The sequence below is a fragment of the Hufsiella ginkgonis genome (assembly GCF_009834915.1).
Lineage (GTDB): Bacteria > Bacteroidota > Bacteroidia > Sphingobacteriales > Sphingobacteriaceae > Hufsiella > Hufsiella ginkgonis.
In genome coordinates this window covers 348,372-364,137 of record NZ_WVHS01000002.1, presented here as the reverse complement: position 1 = coordinate 364,137, position 15,766 = coordinate 348,372, and the positions used below count along the sequence as shown (strand labels likewise).

The 15,766-nt window shown below is 51.5% G+C and carries 14 protein-coding genes; 2 read left to right on the top strand and 12 right to left on the bottom strand.

The annotated features are described in order from the left end of the window. Positions 1 to 12: 12 nt before the first annotated feature. The 3 genes from GS398_RS08265 to proS form a co-directional block, all read right to left on the bottom strand. Positions 13 to 1,830 (bottom strand): MutS-related protein, encoded by a 1,818-nt coding sequence (locus GS398_RS08265; RefSeq protein WP_160906297.1) that lies wholly within the window; start codon positions 1,828 to 1,830, stop codon positions 13 to 15. Next, positions 1,814 to 2,719: an aldo/keto reductase gene (locus GS398_RS08260; RefSeq protein ID WP_160906296.1), complete on the bottom strand. Its 906-nt coding sequence runs from the start codon at positions 2,717 to 2,719 to the stop codon at positions 1,814 to 1,816. Before GS398_RS08260 ends, GS398_RS08265 begins: the two co-directional genes overlap by 17 nt. Positions 2,720 to 2,787: 68 nt before the next feature. Continuing rightward, the gene (gene proS, locus GS398_RS08255) at positions 2,788 to 4,260 is read right to left on the bottom strand and encodes a proline--tRNA ligase (protein ID WP_160906295.1); all 1,473 of its coding nucleotides are present in this window, start codon (positions 4,258 to 4,260) and stop codon (positions 2,788 to 2,790) included. 156 nt (positions 4,261 to 4,416) lie between these two features. Here proS and GS398_RS08250 point away from each other — a divergent pair, with 156 nt between their 5' ends. After that, entirely contained in the window at positions 4,417 to 5,349 is a 933-nt protein-coding gene (locus GS398_RS08250; protein ID WP_160906294.1) for a hypothetical protein, read from the top strand. A gap of 32 nt (positions 5,350 to 5,381) precedes the next feature. After that, on the top strand, positions 5,382 to 6,902 hold the full coding sequence (locus GS398_RS08245) for an OmpP1/FadL family transporter (RefSeq protein WP_160906293.1): 1,521 nt from the start codon (positions 5,382 to 5,384) through the stop codon (positions 6,900 to 6,902). Between the two features lie 118 nt (positions 6,903 to 7,020). On the opposite strand, the gene pckA is transcribed toward GS398_RS08245, so the two are convergent. From pckA to GS398_RS08200, 9 genes are all read right to left on the bottom strand, one after another. Beyond that, positions 7,021 to 8,646 carry a phosphoenolpyruvate carboxykinase (ATP) gene (gene pckA / locus GS398_RS08240; protein WP_237488138.1) on the bottom strand — a complete coding sequence of 542 codons (1,626 nt, stop codon included), beginning with the start codon at positions 8,644 to 8,646 and terminating at the stop codon, positions 7,021 to 7,023. Positions 8,647 to 8,798: 152 nt separating this feature from the next. Beyond that, positions 8,799 to 9,722, bottom strand: a complete 924-nt coding sequence (locus GS398_RS08235; protein WP_160906292.1) for a DNA-3-methyladenine glycosylase family protein — start codon at positions 9,720 to 9,722, stop codon at positions 8,799 to 8,801. A gap of 315 nt (positions 9,723 to 10,037) precedes the next feature. Further along, on the bottom strand, positions 10,038 to 11,123 hold the full coding sequence (locus GS398_RS08230; RefSeq protein WP_160906291.1) for an AI-2E family transporter: 1,086 nt from the start codon (positions 11,121 to 11,123) through the stop codon (positions 10,038 to 10,040). A 34-nt stretch (positions 11,124 to 11,157) separates the two neighbouring features. Beyond that, complete coding sequence (locus GS398_RS08225; protein ID WP_160906290.1) at positions 11,158 to 11,865, bottom strand: copper homeostasis protein CutC; 708 nt, start codon at positions 11,863 to 11,865, stop codon at positions 11,158 to 11,160. A 95-nt stretch (positions 11,866 to 11,960) separates the two neighbouring features. Continuing rightward, positions 11,961 to 12,971: a hypothetical protein gene (locus GS398_RS08220; protein ID WP_160906289.1), complete on the bottom strand. Its 1,011-nt coding sequence runs from the start codon at positions 12,969 to 12,971 to the stop codon at positions 11,961 to 11,963. Next, positions 12,934 to 13,977 (bottom strand): cytochrome-c peroxidase, encoded by a 1,044-nt coding sequence (locus GS398_RS08215; protein WP_160906288.1) that lies wholly within the window; start codon positions 13,975 to 13,977, stop codon positions 12,934 to 12,936. Before GS398_RS08215 ends, GS398_RS08220 begins: the two co-directional genes overlap by 38 nt. Before the next feature lie 2 nt (positions 13,978 to 13,979). Next, positions 13,980 to 14,747, bottom strand: a complete 768-nt coding sequence (locus tag GS398_RS08210; protein ID WP_160906287.1) for an MbnP family protein — start codon at positions 14,745 to 14,747, stop codon at positions 13,980 to 13,982. 154 nt (positions 14,748 to 14,901) lie between these two features. Further along, positions 14,902 to 15,234: a hypothetical protein gene (locus tag GS398_RS08205; RefSeq protein ID WP_160906286.1), complete on the bottom strand. Its 333-nt coding sequence runs from the start codon at positions 15,232 to 15,234 to the stop codon at positions 14,902 to 14,904. A gap of 48 nt (positions 15,235 to 15,282) precedes the next feature. After that, positions 15,283 to 15,759: a DUF6702 family protein gene (locus GS398_RS08200; protein ID WP_237488137.1), complete on the bottom strand. Its 477-nt coding sequence runs from the start codon at positions 15,757 to 15,759 to the stop codon at positions 15,283 to 15,285. Between the last annotated feature and the right edge of the window lie 7 nt (positions 15,760 to 15,766).

The window sequence follows — 15,766 nt, the reverse complement described above, 5'->3', positions numbered from 1 at the left end:
CTGCCGTCACCATCAAGTGTTTTCTACCTCAATGCCAAGCTGTTTAAGCAGCAGCGAGGCGTTAAATGTTTTGCATTCGCCGTTCTTGATCTTATAGTCGAAGAGCATTTCGCCGTGTTCAACCCGTATATCGAAATAGAAATTACGGATGTAACCGGGATAAGCTTTCTCCAGTTGGGCGATCTGAAGATCGTGGGTGGCCACAATGCCCACGGCCTGCTGCCGGATGAGCTGCTCGATAATGGCCCGCGATCCTAAATACTTGTCTGCAGAATTGGTGCCCCTGAGCATTTCGTCGACGAGAAAATAAACCCTGGTGCCTTGTGCGAGCGTGGTAAGCAGCAGCTGCAGCCGGTCAAGCTCTGCTTTAAAGGTAGAGGTGCTTTCATTCAGCGAATCTTTAATACGCATGTAGGTAAACAGCTGTACGGGCGTAATCTGCATGTACGAGGCGCATACCGGGGCTCCGCAAAAGGCCAGAACTCCATTTATGCCAAGTGTGCGGAGAAAAGTGCTTTTTCCGGCCATGTTCGAGCCGGTGATGATGTCGATCTTCCGCGTTTCCGTGAGTGTAAAATCATTGGTAACCCGTACGGCGGAAGGAATGAGCGGATGCCCGGCATCTTTAATTTCCAGGGTGTAGTCTGCGTGATCGTACACCGTTGGGAAGCACCATTGCGGGTAGTTGGTACGAAGGCTTACGAGGCTCAGTATTGCTTCAAAGGTGGCAAGGGTAACGAATGCACTTTCGAGGTACGGATTATTCTCCTGCTTCCAGTCTTCGATGGCCAGGTACTGCCGGAGGTTCCAGGCCGACACCAGGTTGAGCACCGGCCCTACCAGCGACATTCCCCCTGTTTCGAGGTAGTTCAGCAACCGGGAAAGCTTTTTTACCCTGAGGGAAAGACTGACCTCGCTTTTGGTGTCGGCCGCAAGGGCAAGCGCTTTTCCCATTTCTGATGACCAGGCTTTACGCTCGATCATCTTGAATGCCCCTGAATAATGATAAAGCGCATCGCCTGCTTTTTGCGTCATTCGCTGCGCTTTGTTGATCATCAGCTGGTTTGCCAGCACCAGGCAGGCATTAATACCGATCAGCAACAGGACCGGGACCAGCAGGTAAGCAGAAAAGAAGCTGCCGGCAAGCAATGTGGCAATGACCCACGGCACCCGGCGGATATACGTTCTCAGGAAACCGCTTCGCACCGCAGCCGACTGAGAGAGGTACTGCATCAGCTGCGCCGGTACGTCCGCTTTACTTTCCGCAGCGAACAATAACTGCGCCTGCAGGTTCAGCTTCCAGCGCGGCAAGGCGGTCAGCTCACGGATAAATTCCTGTCGTTTTTCAATTTCGCCCACTTCCGCCGGTGCGGAAAGCCACGAGGCCAGTAAACGGTTGCCCGGGAGCGTCGCACATCGGTTTACGAGCGCAAACAGCGACTTCGTGCCATAAATATCCAGGTCGGAGGTATAAGGGTGTTTGTCGTCCTGCCATTCTTCGCCCTGCGGATAGATCGTTTTGCCGCCGGCCATGATGGTAAGCTCGTTCTGACTAACCTGCTGTAATGCGATATAGAATTCTTTTTCGCGGGTGTAGCCGGATTGTTTTTTTACCAGCAGCGTAAACACCAGCATCATTAGCAGGATGGAAAGCTCGGTCAGGATCACCATCTCGTATTTAACCGTGTAGTAAACCAGGGGACCGCAGAGCAGCACAGCAGCGAGCCGGGCCAGCGAGTACCGGTTGATGAGACGTTCGAAATGACTGATCCTGCTGGTGGACTCGTTTATAAATTGCTGGTAATCGGGGATGCTATCGGTGTTGCTCATAGGTAAGCAGGCTGGCTTCGTCTGCGAGAAAATGGTACTCGTCATCGGTAAGTGAACGTACCTGGTTAATGCTTAGTAGTTCGTCGAGCTGGCCGTTGGTGCGTATCCCGGCAACCACGCTGGCTATCGCCGGATGGCGGAGTACAAAGAGAAGCGCCACCTGGGCGGGTCCTATGCCCTCGTCCATCCCGGCAGTAAGTTCCTTTACCGCGCCGGTAATGCGTTTGACTTCTTTTTCCGAATGCCCTAAAACCGGTTTTGCGGGTTTACCGGCTAACAGGCCTTGCGCCAAGGCGCCCCTTGCGAGTACCCCGATAGATCTGTCTGCCAGCAGGTCGAGGCACGTTTCCTCGGGCCGGCGGTCGAGCAGGCTGTATTGCATCATTACGCTGGAAATGGCCGACCTGTTTGCGTATTCACGGATCACGTTGGGCCGGATAGACGAGATCCCGTAATAACGGATCTTTCCCTGCTGCTGCAATAGTTCGAAAGCTTCGACGGTTTCATCAATCGGGTCTTCGATGGTGCCGCCGTGTAACTGGAAGAGGTCGATATAGTCGGTTTGCAGGCGTTTGAGGCTTTCATCGGCCGCTGCCAGGATATGTTCCTTCGTTGGATTCCAGTCCAGGCCGCTTCCATCGGGTTTCCACTGGTTACCGGCCTTGGTTGCCAGCACCACTTTATGGCGTTTCCCTTTCAGTACTTTGCCCAGGCGGCGTTCATTGTCACCATGCTCATAAATATCGGCTGTGTCGAAGAAATTAATGCCCGAATCGATCGCTTTACTGATCAGCCTGTCGTTATCATCCTGGTGCCGTTCGAGCGACATGGCGCCGAAAGAAACAGCACTTACGTGCAGATCGGAACGGCCGAGCTTGTTGTATTTCATAGCAGATGGTTTATGTGAGACGTTTAACCTGGTTGATATGTATCACGTACAGCGTTAAACGTGCAACATCAATAGGCTCTTGCAAACAATACCCGTTGTTTTGATGGATTCCCGGTCAGGATACAGGTTCCTTCCTCCTGCCTGTTGTTGAGCGGGATGCAGCGGATGGTGGCCTTGGTTTCTTCCTTGATCTTCTTTTCGGTTTCGCCGGTGCCGTCCCAATGGGCAGAAACGAAGCCTGGTTGTTCATCGAGAAGGCGTTTAAATTCCTCGTAAGAATCGGCCTCGCGGGTATTTTCGGTCCGGAATGCCAGTGCCTTGTTGTAAATAGCCTGCTGGATTTCGTCGAGCAGGTCGCTGATGTACAGATCGAGGTTTTCGCGGCTGACGGTTTGTTTTTCGCGGGTATCACGGCGTGCGATCTCGGCGGTTCCGTTTTCCAGGTCGCGTCCGCCAATGGCCACACGTACCGGGATCCCTTTCAGCTCGTACTCCGCGAATTTGAATCCTGGCCGCTGGGTATCCCGATCGTCGTATTTAACGGAGATGTTACGTGCCCTGAGGCTGGCCGAGAGTGCGTTCGCCGCTTCACTGATCTTTGCTTTTTCTTCGTCGTTGCGGTAAATAGGCACAATGACCACCTGGATAGGCGACAGTTTAGGCGGGAGCACCAGGCCCGAATCGTCGGAATGCGCCATGATCAGCGCACCGATCAGCCGCGTAGAAACGCCCCATGAGGTTGCCCATACGTGGTCTAGCTTACCTTCTTTGCTGGTGAACTTCACGTCGAACGCCTTTGCGAAGTTCTGGCCGAGGAAATGGGAGGTGCCTGCCTGGAGCGCCTTGCCATCCTGCATCAGTGCCTCGATACAATAGGTTTCGATGGCGCCGGCAAAGCGTTCGTTAGGGGTTTTAACGCCGCGTACCACCGGCATCGCCATGAAGTTCTCCGCGAAGTCTGCATACACTTCAAGCATGCGTTCTGCTTCTTCTACGGCTTCTTCCCGCGTAGCGTGGGCTGTGTGGCCTTCCTGCCAGAGGAATTCGGCGGTACGGAGAAATAGCCGCGTACGCATTTCCCAGCGTACTACGTTGGCCCACTGGTTTACGAGGATGGGCAGATCGCGGTATGACTGGATCCACCCCTTGTAAGTATTCCAGATAATGGTCTCCGAGGTTGGGCGTACAATTAATTCTTCTTCTAATTTTGCATCTTCGTCCACAATAATATTACCTTTACCATCGTTCTTAAGCCGGTAATGTGTCACAACGGCACATTCGGTCGCAAACCCTTCAACGTGCGAAGCCTCTTTTGAGAAAAATGACTTTGGTATGAAGAGCGGGAAATAAGCGTTACTGTGACCGGTGTCTTTGAACATTTTATCTAAAGCGGCCTGCATTTTCTCCCAAATGGAATAGCCGTAGGGCTTAATGACCATACAACCCCGCACCGCGGAATGTTCGGCCAGGTCAGCCTTAGTAACAAGTTCGTTGTACCATTGCGAATAATCGTCGTTTTTGCTTGTTAAGCCCTTACTCATAATATGATTTGTGGAATGAAATTTGTACTTTTACTTATAGATATTAACCTGCGGACAAAGTTATAAAACTACCTGATGTATTTTATAAAATCCGGGTGCAACCATTTATAACCGCTAACCGTCTGCTATATAAGATCTGATTAAACTATTACGGCCATGAAAAAGAATCTATTAATTCCCGCACTTGCAGCTATAGTCATGCTGGCTGGATCGTGCTCCACCTCTAATAAATTAGCCCACCAATCATCGCAAGATGATGACGTATACTATACCGCGGCGGTAGCTAAGGAGGAGCCTGTACGCGCGGATAAAAGCGAACCTGCAAATAGTGGTAACCCGGCTACCCAGTTGAGCGGCAATGCCGAAGATGCGTATTACGAGGGTTATTATGATGGCAGCTACGCCAGCCGTATCAACCGTTTCCGTTACGGATCTGCTTACCGCGGATATTATGACAGCTTTTATGCATACCCGTATTCTCCGTATAACACCTACGGATATAACACGATGTACGGATCAGGCTTATCGTTGTATTTCGGCCTGGGTTCCCGTTTCGGTTATAACCCTTATGGCTACTCAGGATATTCGGGATTCTTCTACAATCCGTACTATTATGGCGGGAGCTACTGGGGATCGAATTCCTACTACTCTTACTTTCCAGGGTATGCATATGGCGGCGGCTTCTATAGCCCGGGCACCATTTATAACAACAATAACGGCTACAACTATAACCGCACCCGGCCTAACCGTGATGCAATTGCAGGACGCGGAAACGGTTACTCCACTCCTATCACCAATAATCCGCCAAGCAACAGCCGCCCGGCACGTACCGGTGCAACACCGGCTAATGGCGGCGCCGGCGACAGGATCACCTCTCAGCCATCAACATCACAGCCTTCATCGAGGCCGGTGAGAACAGAAAGTACACGTACGCAGGACCAGCCACAGCGTCAGCCGGATCCGGTATCCAGCAGGCCTGAAAGAACGCAGCCCTCGTACACACCTTCTTCTTCACCGTCATCATCACCTTCGTCTTCTCCTTCATCGTCACCATCTTCTTCCGGAAGACCGACAAGAGGCGGCAGGTAATTCGTACGGAGCATTTATTTAACAGCTTATTTATGAAATTGAAGAACATATTGCTTCTAACTGGAATGGTATTGCCTCTTGGAAATGCTTTTGCCCAGTATACATCTGATCTTTTACGGTTCTCACAAACGCAGCAGGGCGTAACAGCACGTTTCAGGGCGATGGGTAGCGCACAAACTGCACTAGGCGGAGACCTCAGCTCTTTATCTGGGAACCCGGCTGGCCTGGGCATGTTTACCCGGAACGATCTTAGCTTAACCACGGATTTTAGCAGCGTAACAGCTAACTCCACCTACCTGGCTACCTCTACCTCTGCTCAAAAAGAAAAGCTCGGCTTTAACCAGGCTGGCGCGGTGTTTCACCTGGCTATTCCGCGGCCGCGCGGAAGCGATCTTACCCGGGGCTGGCTTGGCCTTAATTTCGGTATCGGCTATAACCGCACCAATAACTTTAACCTCGATAACAGGTATGGCGGCACCAATACCCGGAGCACCTTTGCTGATTTCATCGCGGGGAGCGCAGCCGGGTATTCGGGTCCTTCTGCATTGGCCGACGAAAGTCTTGAAGGTATGGCCTATGATAGTTTCCTGATCGATTACAGCAACGGTTTTTTTGCCACAACCAACACTCCTAACTCGCAACTGAGCTCTTCTTTTTATACCGGGGGGCAATCTGAACTAAATCTTGCCGTAGGCGCCAATTACAGCAACCAGTTATATATTGGCGGGAGCATTTCGCTTACTTCGATCAATTTTACGGCCGATAAAGAGTTTACCGAGAGCGGTAAAACCGCCCCTTATGCTACCCAGCCTGCCCAGCTGATAGGTGCCGGTTACCGGCTGGACTATCACTCGAGCCAGGTGACCGATGGCTCGGGAATAAATGCCAAGCTCGGACTTATTTACCGCGCCAGCCCTGCGGTGAGACTGGGTTTGAATTTTGTATCCCCTACCTGGTATACGGTGGATGATGATTACGCCGAAGGGATTGAAACGCGGTACACGCCGGCTACCGGTTCGGCGTATGCACCCTATACGTATAATGATGCCGATTACCCTTCGAGCTATAGCTTTCGTTCGCCTTATAAAGTAAGCGGCGGGATCTCGGTAGTGGTTGGCGGCACAGGCCTGATCACCGGTGATGCGGAGTATGTCGACTATTCAAGTATCCATTTTTCTTCTGATGACAGGCCGACTACCACGTTCATGAATAAGGACATCAAAAATGCTTTTCAGCCTGCGACTAATTTCCGGGTCGGTGGCGAATTGAAGATCAGTTCACTAACGATGCTCAGGGCGGGTTATAATACCGCGGGCAACCCGTACAAAGAGGCTGACTATTCTTCGGAAATCATTTCTGCAGGTATCGGTTACCGCAAGAATAACTTCTATGCTGACTTCACCTACGCCAACTCGACCACCAGGTACAACACACGACCTTATGTGATCTCTCAAGACCTGTCGTACTATAACCAGACCGGCCCCGGCGAAGCGGCCGATATTGAAGAAAAGAGAAATAATTTTTATGTAACCTTTGGGATCCGGTTTAAATAAGGCGGCACCCTATTGCAGATCCGTTTGTAAATTAAAGGCCGGGCATACAGAATGCTCCTGGCCTTTAATTTTACCTGTGCTGTCGTGAGATTGTAGCTGCGGCACACCGGGGTTAGTATTACGTTCTCAGCAATTCGCGGTTATATTTCGCGGTTTTGGGGGCGGCGGCTAACGTGCTTTCGTCTACCAGGTTGGCAAACATCTTAAAGTTTTCGTTAAACATTGCGGCCAGGCGGTTGGCAGCCTGGGTGTAATCGTCTATGCTATGCCAGGTGGCCGCCGGGTGTAAGATATCACCGGGTACACCGGGACAATGATCTGGCATCATCAAACCGAAGCCTGCATGCCGGGTATAGCCCGCGTTGTTTAACTGCCCGCTTAAGATCGACCGGATGATGGTCCGGGTATATGTTAACGGGATCCTTTTACCGGTTCCATAGGCACCGCCTATCCAGCCGGTATTGATAAGCCAGATATTGACGTCCGCCATGCGAAGTTTTTTTCCAAGCAGGTTGGCATAGAGCACCGGGTGCAAGGGCAGGAAAGCCTTGCCGAAACAGGCAGAAAAAGTAGCTTGCGGCTCCTGTATGCCATGTTCGGTACCGGCTACCTTGGCAGTGTATCCTGACAGGAAGTAGAACATCGCCTGTGCGTGGTCGAGTTTAGACACAGGCGGCAGTACGCCAAATGCATCCGCGGTTAAGAAAAAGATATTTGCCGGTGCGTTGCCTACAGACGGGATCACGGCATGCGTAACGTGATCGAGCGGGTACGATACGCGGGTGTTCTCTGTTTTGGAAATGTCGTGAAAGTCTACCTTAAGGGTCCCCTGCTTGAAAACGGTATTTTCCAGCAGGGCCGAGCCGTAGATTGCCTGGAAAATGAGCGGTTCCCGCTCTTCGGTTAACCCGACGGTTTTGGCGTAGCAACCGCCTTCAAAATTAAAGATCGAGTCGTCTGTCCAGCCATGTTCGTCGTCGCCGATCAGGTCGCGGTACGGGTCTGCTGATAGCGTAGTTTTTCCTGTTCCCGAGAGACCGAAGAAAATCGCGGTATCGCCATCTCTGCCGCGGTTGGCGGCGCAATGCATCGGCAGCACCTGTTTATATTTCGGCAGGATGAAATTGAGTACGGAAAACACCGCCTTTTTAATCTCCCCGGTATAGGCCGATCCGCCGATCAGGACCACGCGTCGCGTGAAATTGATGACCGTAAAATTATGCTGACGTGTGCCATCCGTTTCTGCAGTCGCCCGAAATCCCGGTGCGCTGATAATGGTCCACTCGGGTTGCCAGCGCGGTTCATCTTCGGGCGCGATGAACATATTGTACACAAATAAGTTCTGGAAAGCGTGCTCGGTGATCACGCGGAGCGAGAGACGGTGACGTGGATCTGCACATGCGCTGACGTCGCGCAGGTAGATATCTTTTTCAGAAAGATAATCGATCATTTTGTTGTACAAGCCGTAAAAGTTTTCGGGACTGAAAGGGATGTTTATATCTCCCCACCATACATTTTTTTCGGTGATAAGGTCGGCGACGATGTAGCGGTCTTTGGGCGACCTGCCACGAAATTCGCCGGTGTCGACCACAAGCACCTGGTTGCCGGAAAGCACCCCTTCTCCCCTGGCCAGGCTATGGGAAATTAACCCGGAAGGTGATAGCTGGTAATGGATTTTTTGTGCGGGAGAGATTCCCAAATAGGTAAGATCGGGCATAGCCCTGTCGGTAGTGATTTGTCTCATATCACGTTTATAATTGGTTAGTTGGGTGTAAAAGTATCCCGGTAAATCGGGATTCGCAAAGAAAAAATGACCGGCAACCAGGTAATTGTACCGCGTACACTAAGATGTATCGTATTGTAAATCAGTCGAATGTAGTATAACTTGTGTGGTGGTTATTCAAGCCGATTTTTTTGGAGCGTCGAACGTCCAGCCTCTTGCGCCAGGCTTCTCCACAAGTAGATCACCAGGTATGATTGCCATCCCTGGTAATGTTCAAAAACAGCGTCAATTTCTTTATTGGTTGGTTTCCGGGAGGTATTTTTAAGCAGGTGAAGCGCTTTGTTTAGGCCTGCATCGCCATAGGGGATATTGGTGGCATTGCGGAGGCATTTCATGAGCGTATAGTGCGCCGTCCATGCTCCTATGCCACGGATAGAAATCAATTTGCTGAATGCTTCTTCCGGCGAAATTTCCTCTAGCATGGCTTTGTTTATTTCACCGTAGGAGAACAGTGACGCCAGGTGCAGGATATATTCCGCTTTGCGGCCGGAGAATTGCATCGCGCGAAGCTGATCATGGGAGGCATGCTGTAATTGTCCGGGAGTGGGAAATGCGTAGCAGGTTCTGCTTTCAAAGAGCACGGAACTCCCGAACTTCTCCACAAGACGCCGTTTGAGCGTGTAGGCAAACGTAAGGTTGATCTGCTGGCCGATGACGCACCAGCACAGGGCTTCGAACAGGTCGGGAATACCAATGAGACGGAGCCCGTTGAAATCATGTGCCATAAAAGCAAATTGCGCGTCTTGCGAGAGCAACTGGTAAAACGGTTCGATGTCCCGGTCGATGTCTAGCCAATCGCGCACGTAACGGGCCGCATCCGGAAGCAGGTGGTCGTTTCCGGTGGGCAGCTTTACTTCGAGCGCATGCTTAGTTCCCGATAATTGAAGGAGCACAGGCGTACCGGCCAGGTCAAGCAGTTTGGTAAGCTGGTTGTCATGGATGTGGTGAAGGCAGTCGTCGTAATTCCGGTCCAGGTACCAGAGGCATTCGGCGAAGCTAAAGTTCAGGGGAACGGGAAGCAGGATTTTGGCGCACATCGGGCAAAGATATCATACTAACGGTATTGGTATCGTATGCTGTCAAATAAGTGGAAAGAAGACACGTTTTCGTGTTTATTTACCCGATGAGGCGGGCCGGTTACCTGCAACATAATTTACAGGAACACACTTTATCTTGCCGGCGGTCTTGCCTGCCTTTTTTAGGCTGATCTATCCTGTTGAGCTTTCGGGAGCGGCAAAAACAAACCGGCGCATAACCCGTCAGACAGGCTGAAGCTTGCGGGACGTGCGATCTTTTGTTTGCTGCCGGGAAATGGCTAAAAGTCGTTACACCCGGCTAATGTAATAAAAGGATCATCGTCCGAACAGGCTCTTGATCCGCTCTGCCAGCTTCCCTCCTTTTTTGTCGCCATTGCCGATAAGATAGCCATAGGGTTTTAAAGGGGTTACATGATCGCAAACGATCTTAAGGACGCCCATCATGGGGATGGCCAGGAACATGCCTGCGATGCCCCACACCGCTTCCCAGATCACGATGGAGAGGATGGTGAACAGGGGGTTGAGGTTCACTTCCGACCCCACTACCAGCGGCTCGATGATATACGTTTGTGCAAACTGAACTACGGCGTATACGGCCAGTACCGAGAAGATCATTACGATATCGCCGCCCTGGATCATCACCATCATTACGGTGAGCATGGTCCCGGCCAGGTTTCCCGCGAAGGGAATGATTTCCAGTAACCCGCACAGCACTGCAAAAAACAAGGCATTTTTCACCCCTACGATACTAAACCCGATCCCATACAGCACCCAAAGCATCACGATCATAACCGCCAGCCCGGTGAGGTATTGCTGGGTCATTTTTACGGCGCCGCTAATGATAGCGGTGGCCTCTTTTTTGTCCTCTCCGGCCACAACGCGGAGTACAAAACCTTCAAGGTGATCCCTCGATAACAAGAACAGGAATAAGTATACGACCACGAGCACGAAGTTAACGGTGGCGTCGAACAGGAAAGCAGCGATGGTGCCCACCTGGCTGCCGCCCGCGCCTGCCATAGCCGACTGGCCATCGATGATCTCTTCCTGTTTTTTATAGCTTACGCCCAGGTTCTGGTTAATATATCGTTTTATTTCGCGGGAGATGTCGGAGAGGCGATCTCCTATTTTATCGAGATCGGTCGAAAGATCGCTTAGCTGCCACTTGAGGAGCCCGATGATCACGGCAAGGAAACCCAGCAGCGTGAGCACGCAGAGCAATGCGGCAACCGCTTTCCTACATTTTTTCCGTTGGAGAAAGTCGGCAAGCGGAGTGAGCAGCATAGCCAGAACACCGGCAATAGCCACCGGCACCAGTACCGTTTTGGCGAAATACAGCCCGGTAAAGAGCAGGACAAGGAACAGGAGCAAATGAACCGGCTTGGTTAACGAGGGTGACTGCATGGCGATACAACACCAAACTACCGGGAAAGTTGCGTCAGGCGAGTGAATCCAGTTGTAAACGCATGGCATTTACCTTTGCGGCACTCGTGCGGGTAATAACGGCATTGCCGCCTGATACAGGAGCGCCGACAGCTATCTTTGCCGAGCCATGAAACTCTGAGGCGCCGCTCAGGCGCGCCACGTCTGCGATGGTTGTTTCGTTGACACCTGCGCCCGGCATGATACTGATGCGATTACCGGCGGCAGCTACCAGTTTCCGGATCATGCTGATCCCTGATAAAGCAGATAACTGGCCGCCGGAGGTGAGCACACGATCACAGCCGAGGGAAATAATGTCGTTAAGTGCGGAAAGAAGGTCATCGGCCTGGTCGAATGCGCGGTGGAAGGTGACCTGCATCGGCCTTGCCAACGAGATCAATGCGGCCGTTCTGGCCTTGTCTACGGTGCCATCGGCCAGTAAAATGCCGGTGACGATCCCTTCACAGCCAGCTTCCCGGCAATGGATCACATCCCGCTTCATCACTTCGAACTCGTGGTCGGTATATACGAAGTCCCCGCCTCTTGGCCTGATCAATACCATCACCGGGATACTAAGCGCTTGTTTGCAGTAACTGATGGTACCGTAAGAGGGTGTCGTACCGCCTTCTCCCAGGTTATCGCAAAGTTCGATCCGCGACGCACGTCCCTCTTCAGCCGCAATGGCGGAAGTGATGGAATTGGCGCAGATCTCAAGGGTTAGCATGGGGCAAGATAAAAAGGAGTTTCCAGTTTCCAGTGATCGGTTTTCAGTTCCCTGTTATTTTCGTACTGCGGGCAAAACCGATCATTGGAAACTGGTCACTTTAACGCATAATATAACTGTTTAAAACTATATGTAATACCCAATACCACTCTTCCTGCGGGTTGCGGGTGATCGTCTTTAGCTGACCATACACGTGATTGCAGGGCGAGGTTAAACGTGAGGTTGTTTACAAACAGGTCCAGGCCCGCGCCGGCAAGGAGGTTGTTCATTACATGCTCGCCGGTTTTTATTCCCTGGTATTTTTCTCCGGCGGAATATTCGTAGGCAAGCTGTGCCGAGGGGATTAATTTAACCCGCTGGCTGATGCCTGCAGAATAAAATACATTCAGGTTAGCAGTGGTGCTGTTTGCGATGCTCTCCTGTTCCTTGTTGCGACCGTTTACTTTGTAAGTGGTATTGAGATTAAGCCCCAGTTTTTTGACGCTGGCCAGGTAGTTCAGGTATACAAAACCATCGGTGCTGCCCGTACCGGTTTGTGTTAACGCATTAAAACGGATCCCTTCCGCGTTTTCGGCATCGTTTTTCCCCGTAGGCAGTTTGACGCCCGCGCCGGCGATAAGCCGCTGGTTCACCCGTTCTCCGAGCTTACGAAGAAGGTGATAGCCGGCAAATAAATTGATATCGCCAGCGCCGGCAAGCGTATTGAGGTTACCGTTGTACCGTTCGGAGTTGGATATATAAGGCAGGATAGCGTTCAGCTCCAGCCGCTGATGGATGAAGTAACGGCCACGAAGCTCTAATGTGCGGTACGCCTCGAAATCGGAAGGGTCGCCATTGTGATCCGTAACGGGTGAGCCGGTATCTTTTCCTGCCGGGAAGAACTTTGCCCCTTCCGGGAAAATGGGATGCGCCTGACCGTCGTACCCGCTAAAGGTGCGGAAACGGTATAGCATGGCGAAGCTGCTCTGGTTGTCATAGGGTGTGATGCCCATAAAACAGCCGCAGATCTCGCAGGCTTCGGAGGTGAGGACCGGGCCAAGCAGGATTAGAAGCAGCGCGGCCACTTGTTTATAACTCGGCGAAACGGTGATCGTGAATAAACTCATTGTCTGTAAGGGTTTTTAAAAAGCTGATAATTTGTGACTGTTCTTTAGGGGTAAGCGGGATCCCGGGCGTCGGATTCTTTTTTAGGCCGGGATCCAGTGCGGGGCTTTGCTTAACACCTGCATGATAATGTTCCAGCACGGCTTCCAAAGTGAGAAAACGGCCGTCGTGCATATACGGACGGGTAAGTTCGATGTTGCGGAGGGATGGCACGCGAAACTTCCCCCGATCTGCGCCCGTGGCCGTAATGGTATCGCGGCCGGGGTCTTTCGAATAACCGTCGAGCCCGTTTGAACGAAAAGAGCCGTCGGTAAACAACGGTTCCTGGTGGCAAACCGCGCATTTTTGCTGGAATAGCCGGTACCCTTCCTGCTCATCCGGGGAAAAGGAAGCGCCATTTTCCTTTCGCATCACTTTATCGTATTTCGATGAAGCAGAAACCATCATGCCCATGAACTGGGTGAGCGCTTTAAACAAACGCTGCGAATTGATCACGGGTGAGCCGAAAGCTTCGCGAAATAGCTCCGGGTAGGGCGCTGTTTGGCTGAGCGTGGCGGTGATCCTGTCGAGCGTATTGCCCATTTCGCAGGGGTTGGTAAGCGCGTTGAGCGGCGATAGCTCGATGTGGCCGACACCGCCATCCCACATGAAGTCCTTCTGCCAGGCGAGGTTAAACAAGGGCGGGGCATTGCGGGTACCGAAGCAATTGTTGATCCCATGGCTTACCGAATGATCGAGGTTAGCAAAAGCAGCAAAAGGCTGATGGCAGGTCCCACAGTTTACGCTGTTATCTGCCGACAGCGCATCTTCATAAAATAATTTATGCCCCAGCTCAAAGCCGGCTTTGGTCAGCGTGTTTTCTTCGAAATTGTATGCAGCAACCGGGAAATTGGCAGGTCTCCTGAAGCTGATTGCCGCCCCGGGCGTTGCCTGGTCGTTTTTTGTGCAAGATTGGCCTGCGACAAGCCATCCCGCGAGAGCGGAAAATATAATTACAAGGCGTTTCATGGCTAATTATGGATGTGATCAACCCGGAGGAGACCGTTCACATAATTATCGGCCACCAGCAGGCCGTTCGCGCCGCCATGGAACCCGCTGACAGCCGCGAAAGAGATCGTCGTTTTGCCCTTAAACAGCGCCGATACATCGGTATAGATATGGACGTCGGGGTCGCTGTTCGATCGTATACGAAGTACCGTTGGAAAGGTGAGCACGGTTCTCCGTACGGCATTGGCAGGATCCTTAGCACCACCAACGTGGAAGAACAACTGGTTAGCACTTTGGCTTGATTTGGAGGAAGTTCCTTCGAACATCAGGAAAATATAGCCGGTATTCCAGCTCCAGAACATCCCTTTTGCCGGATCGAGCGACCCGGTTTGAGCGCCCGCAAAGTTACGGGCTTCATCGACACCGAGCGTTAGTTCCACACCGGTATAATCGCCTGCCGGAATATTTTCGATGGTTTGCAGGGCGCTTGCGTTATCTGCGGCATTTACCAGCAGGTAACTTTCGGGGATAGATACTTTTGATCCGTCGGCTTTCAGGAAGCTGAAATTGCTGACGTAGTATTTAAAGGTGGTCACCTTATAATCGTCGCCGTTGGCATTGGTATAGGTTTGTGTATTCAACTGCAGCGCCTGGCTGCCTACAACGTGTTGAAATTCTAAGTTGACTTTCCCGGTTCCGGTGATCACGGGTGTCGTACCTGTTTTTTTACAGGAAAAAAGTATGCAGGCAAGACTCACCCCAAAGGCAGCCCTGAAAATGAAGGTCTTCATAATGGTTATTTATGGAATAACAGTTACCGCAAATACGAGTGGTATCGATCAGCAGGTTGCCTGTAGCCGGCATAAACCCGCGGACTGATGGCACAGCCAGGTTGCAGAATGCTTTCCGTGAATGATTTTAGTTAAGAAATACGCATATACAGGATCAGGAGGCCTGCGGCGGATGGAAAATGGCGTCCCGGTGTTCTCTCGGACAACATGAAGCGGGCTGTGAGACAGTTACCGACACGAAATAGAAAGGAACGGATAATTTATCGCTTGCAGTTAAGAACGCTTCCTGGAACCTGAACTTTTGCCCGTTCCTTTCTTCGTTCTTATCCTTCTCTTCGGCTTGCTTTAATTTTTTGGCGAGATAGCATTTACCGTTACAATGCAGCTGCGGTTTTTCTTTATTGATACAGAGCACTTTGGCGATATACGTTTCGTTCAGCTTAAATTCCGTGTAAACGATGGCCACGGTGAAGTTGGAGAGCAACATTGCCAGAACCAGGAAAGAAGCTAGTAACCGCCGGACCATGGCACAAACTTAAAAAGAAAAGTTGGCTATAGCCTCCGGATTGTCCAGTTTCGTGCTTTTGCGCAGGCCGCTCACCGTAACATGCATCATGTTGATCTGTTCGGGATGCTGTTCAAACAGCAGGTTGTCCATCACCGTGATCTTTTTGGCGGTGTTCACCTGTTTCGCCTCGAAATAACTCCAGGCGCCGTCTTCCTGGATCTCGTAGCCAAGATACGTAAGCTCTGCCTTCTTACCGTCGACGGTGATTTCGAGGTGTTTGCGAACATAATCGCCGATAAGCTGGTCCATTTGCCGCTTGTCTTTCGGCTTGAGGATGTCTAGCGGCTGGCGGCTCTGTTTCTCGAGCACCTTCTCGAGATCGTCATAAAACATCTTGCAGCTGACCTCCATCGTTTTTGCCCGGCTGTTATAGCTTATCTCGGTAACACTCACATAAAAAGGGTGGAAAGCAAGCAGGCACGAAAACAGCAGGGTCTGAAACATGAGCTCA

Excerpts from the sequence above, each read along its gene's own strand:
- GS398_RS08205 (WP_160906286.1), bottom strand. The coding sequence starts at position 15,234 with ATGTTGCTCTCCAACTTCACCGTGGCCATCGTTTACACGGAATTTAAG.
- GS398_RS08250 (WP_160906294.1), top strand. The coding sequence starts at position 4,417 with ATGAAAAAGAATCTATTAATTCCCGCACTTGCAGCTATAGTCATGCTG.
- GS398_RS08215 (WP_160906288.1), bottom strand. The coding sequence starts at position 13,977 with ATGAAACGCCTTGTAATTATATTTTCCGCTCTCGCGGGATGGCTTGTC.
- GS398_RS08210 (WP_160906287.1), bottom strand. The coding sequence starts at position 14,747 with ATGAAGACCTTCATTTTCAGGGCTGCCTTTGGGGTGAGTCTTGCCTGC.
- GS398_RS08265 (WP_160906297.1), bottom strand. The coding sequence starts at position 1,830 with ATGAGCAACACCGATAGCATCCCCGATTACCAGCAATTTATAAACGAG.
- GS398_RS08220 (WP_160906289.1), bottom strand. The coding sequence starts at position 12,971 with ATGAGTTTATTCACGATCACCGTTTCGCCGAGTTATAAACAAGTGGCC.
- GS398_RS08245 (WP_160906293.1), top strand. The coding sequence starts at position 5,382 with ATGAAATTGAAGAACATATTGCTTCTAACTGGAATGGTATTGCCTCTT.
- proS (WP_160906295.1), bottom strand. The coding sequence starts at position 4,260 with ATGAGTAAGGGCTTAACAAGCAAAAACGACGATTATTCGCAATGGTAC.
- GS398_RS08200 (WP_237488137.1), bottom strand. The coding sequence starts at position 15,759 with ATGTTTCAGACCCTGCTGTTTTCGTGCCTGCTTGCTTTCCACCCTTTT.
- GS398_RS08260 (WP_160906296.1), bottom strand. The coding sequence starts at position 2,719 with ATGAAATACAACAAGCTCGGCCGTTCCGATCTGCACGTAAGTGCTGTT.
- pckA (WP_237488138.1), bottom strand. The coding sequence starts at position 8,646 with ATGAGACAAATCACTACCGACAGGGCTATGCCCGATCTTACCTATTTG.
- GS398_RS08235 (WP_160906292.1), bottom strand. The coding sequence starts at position 9,722 with ATGTGCGCCAAAATCCTGCTTCCCGTTCCCCTGAACTTTAGCTTCGCC.
- GS398_RS08230 (WP_160906291.1), bottom strand. The coding sequence starts at position 11,123 with ATGCAGTCACCCTCGTTAACCAAGCCGGTTCATTTGCTCCTGTTCCTT.
- GS398_RS08225 (WP_160906290.1), bottom strand. The coding sequence starts at position 11,865 with ATGCTAACCCTTGAGATCTGCGCCAATTCCATCACTTCCGCCATTGCG.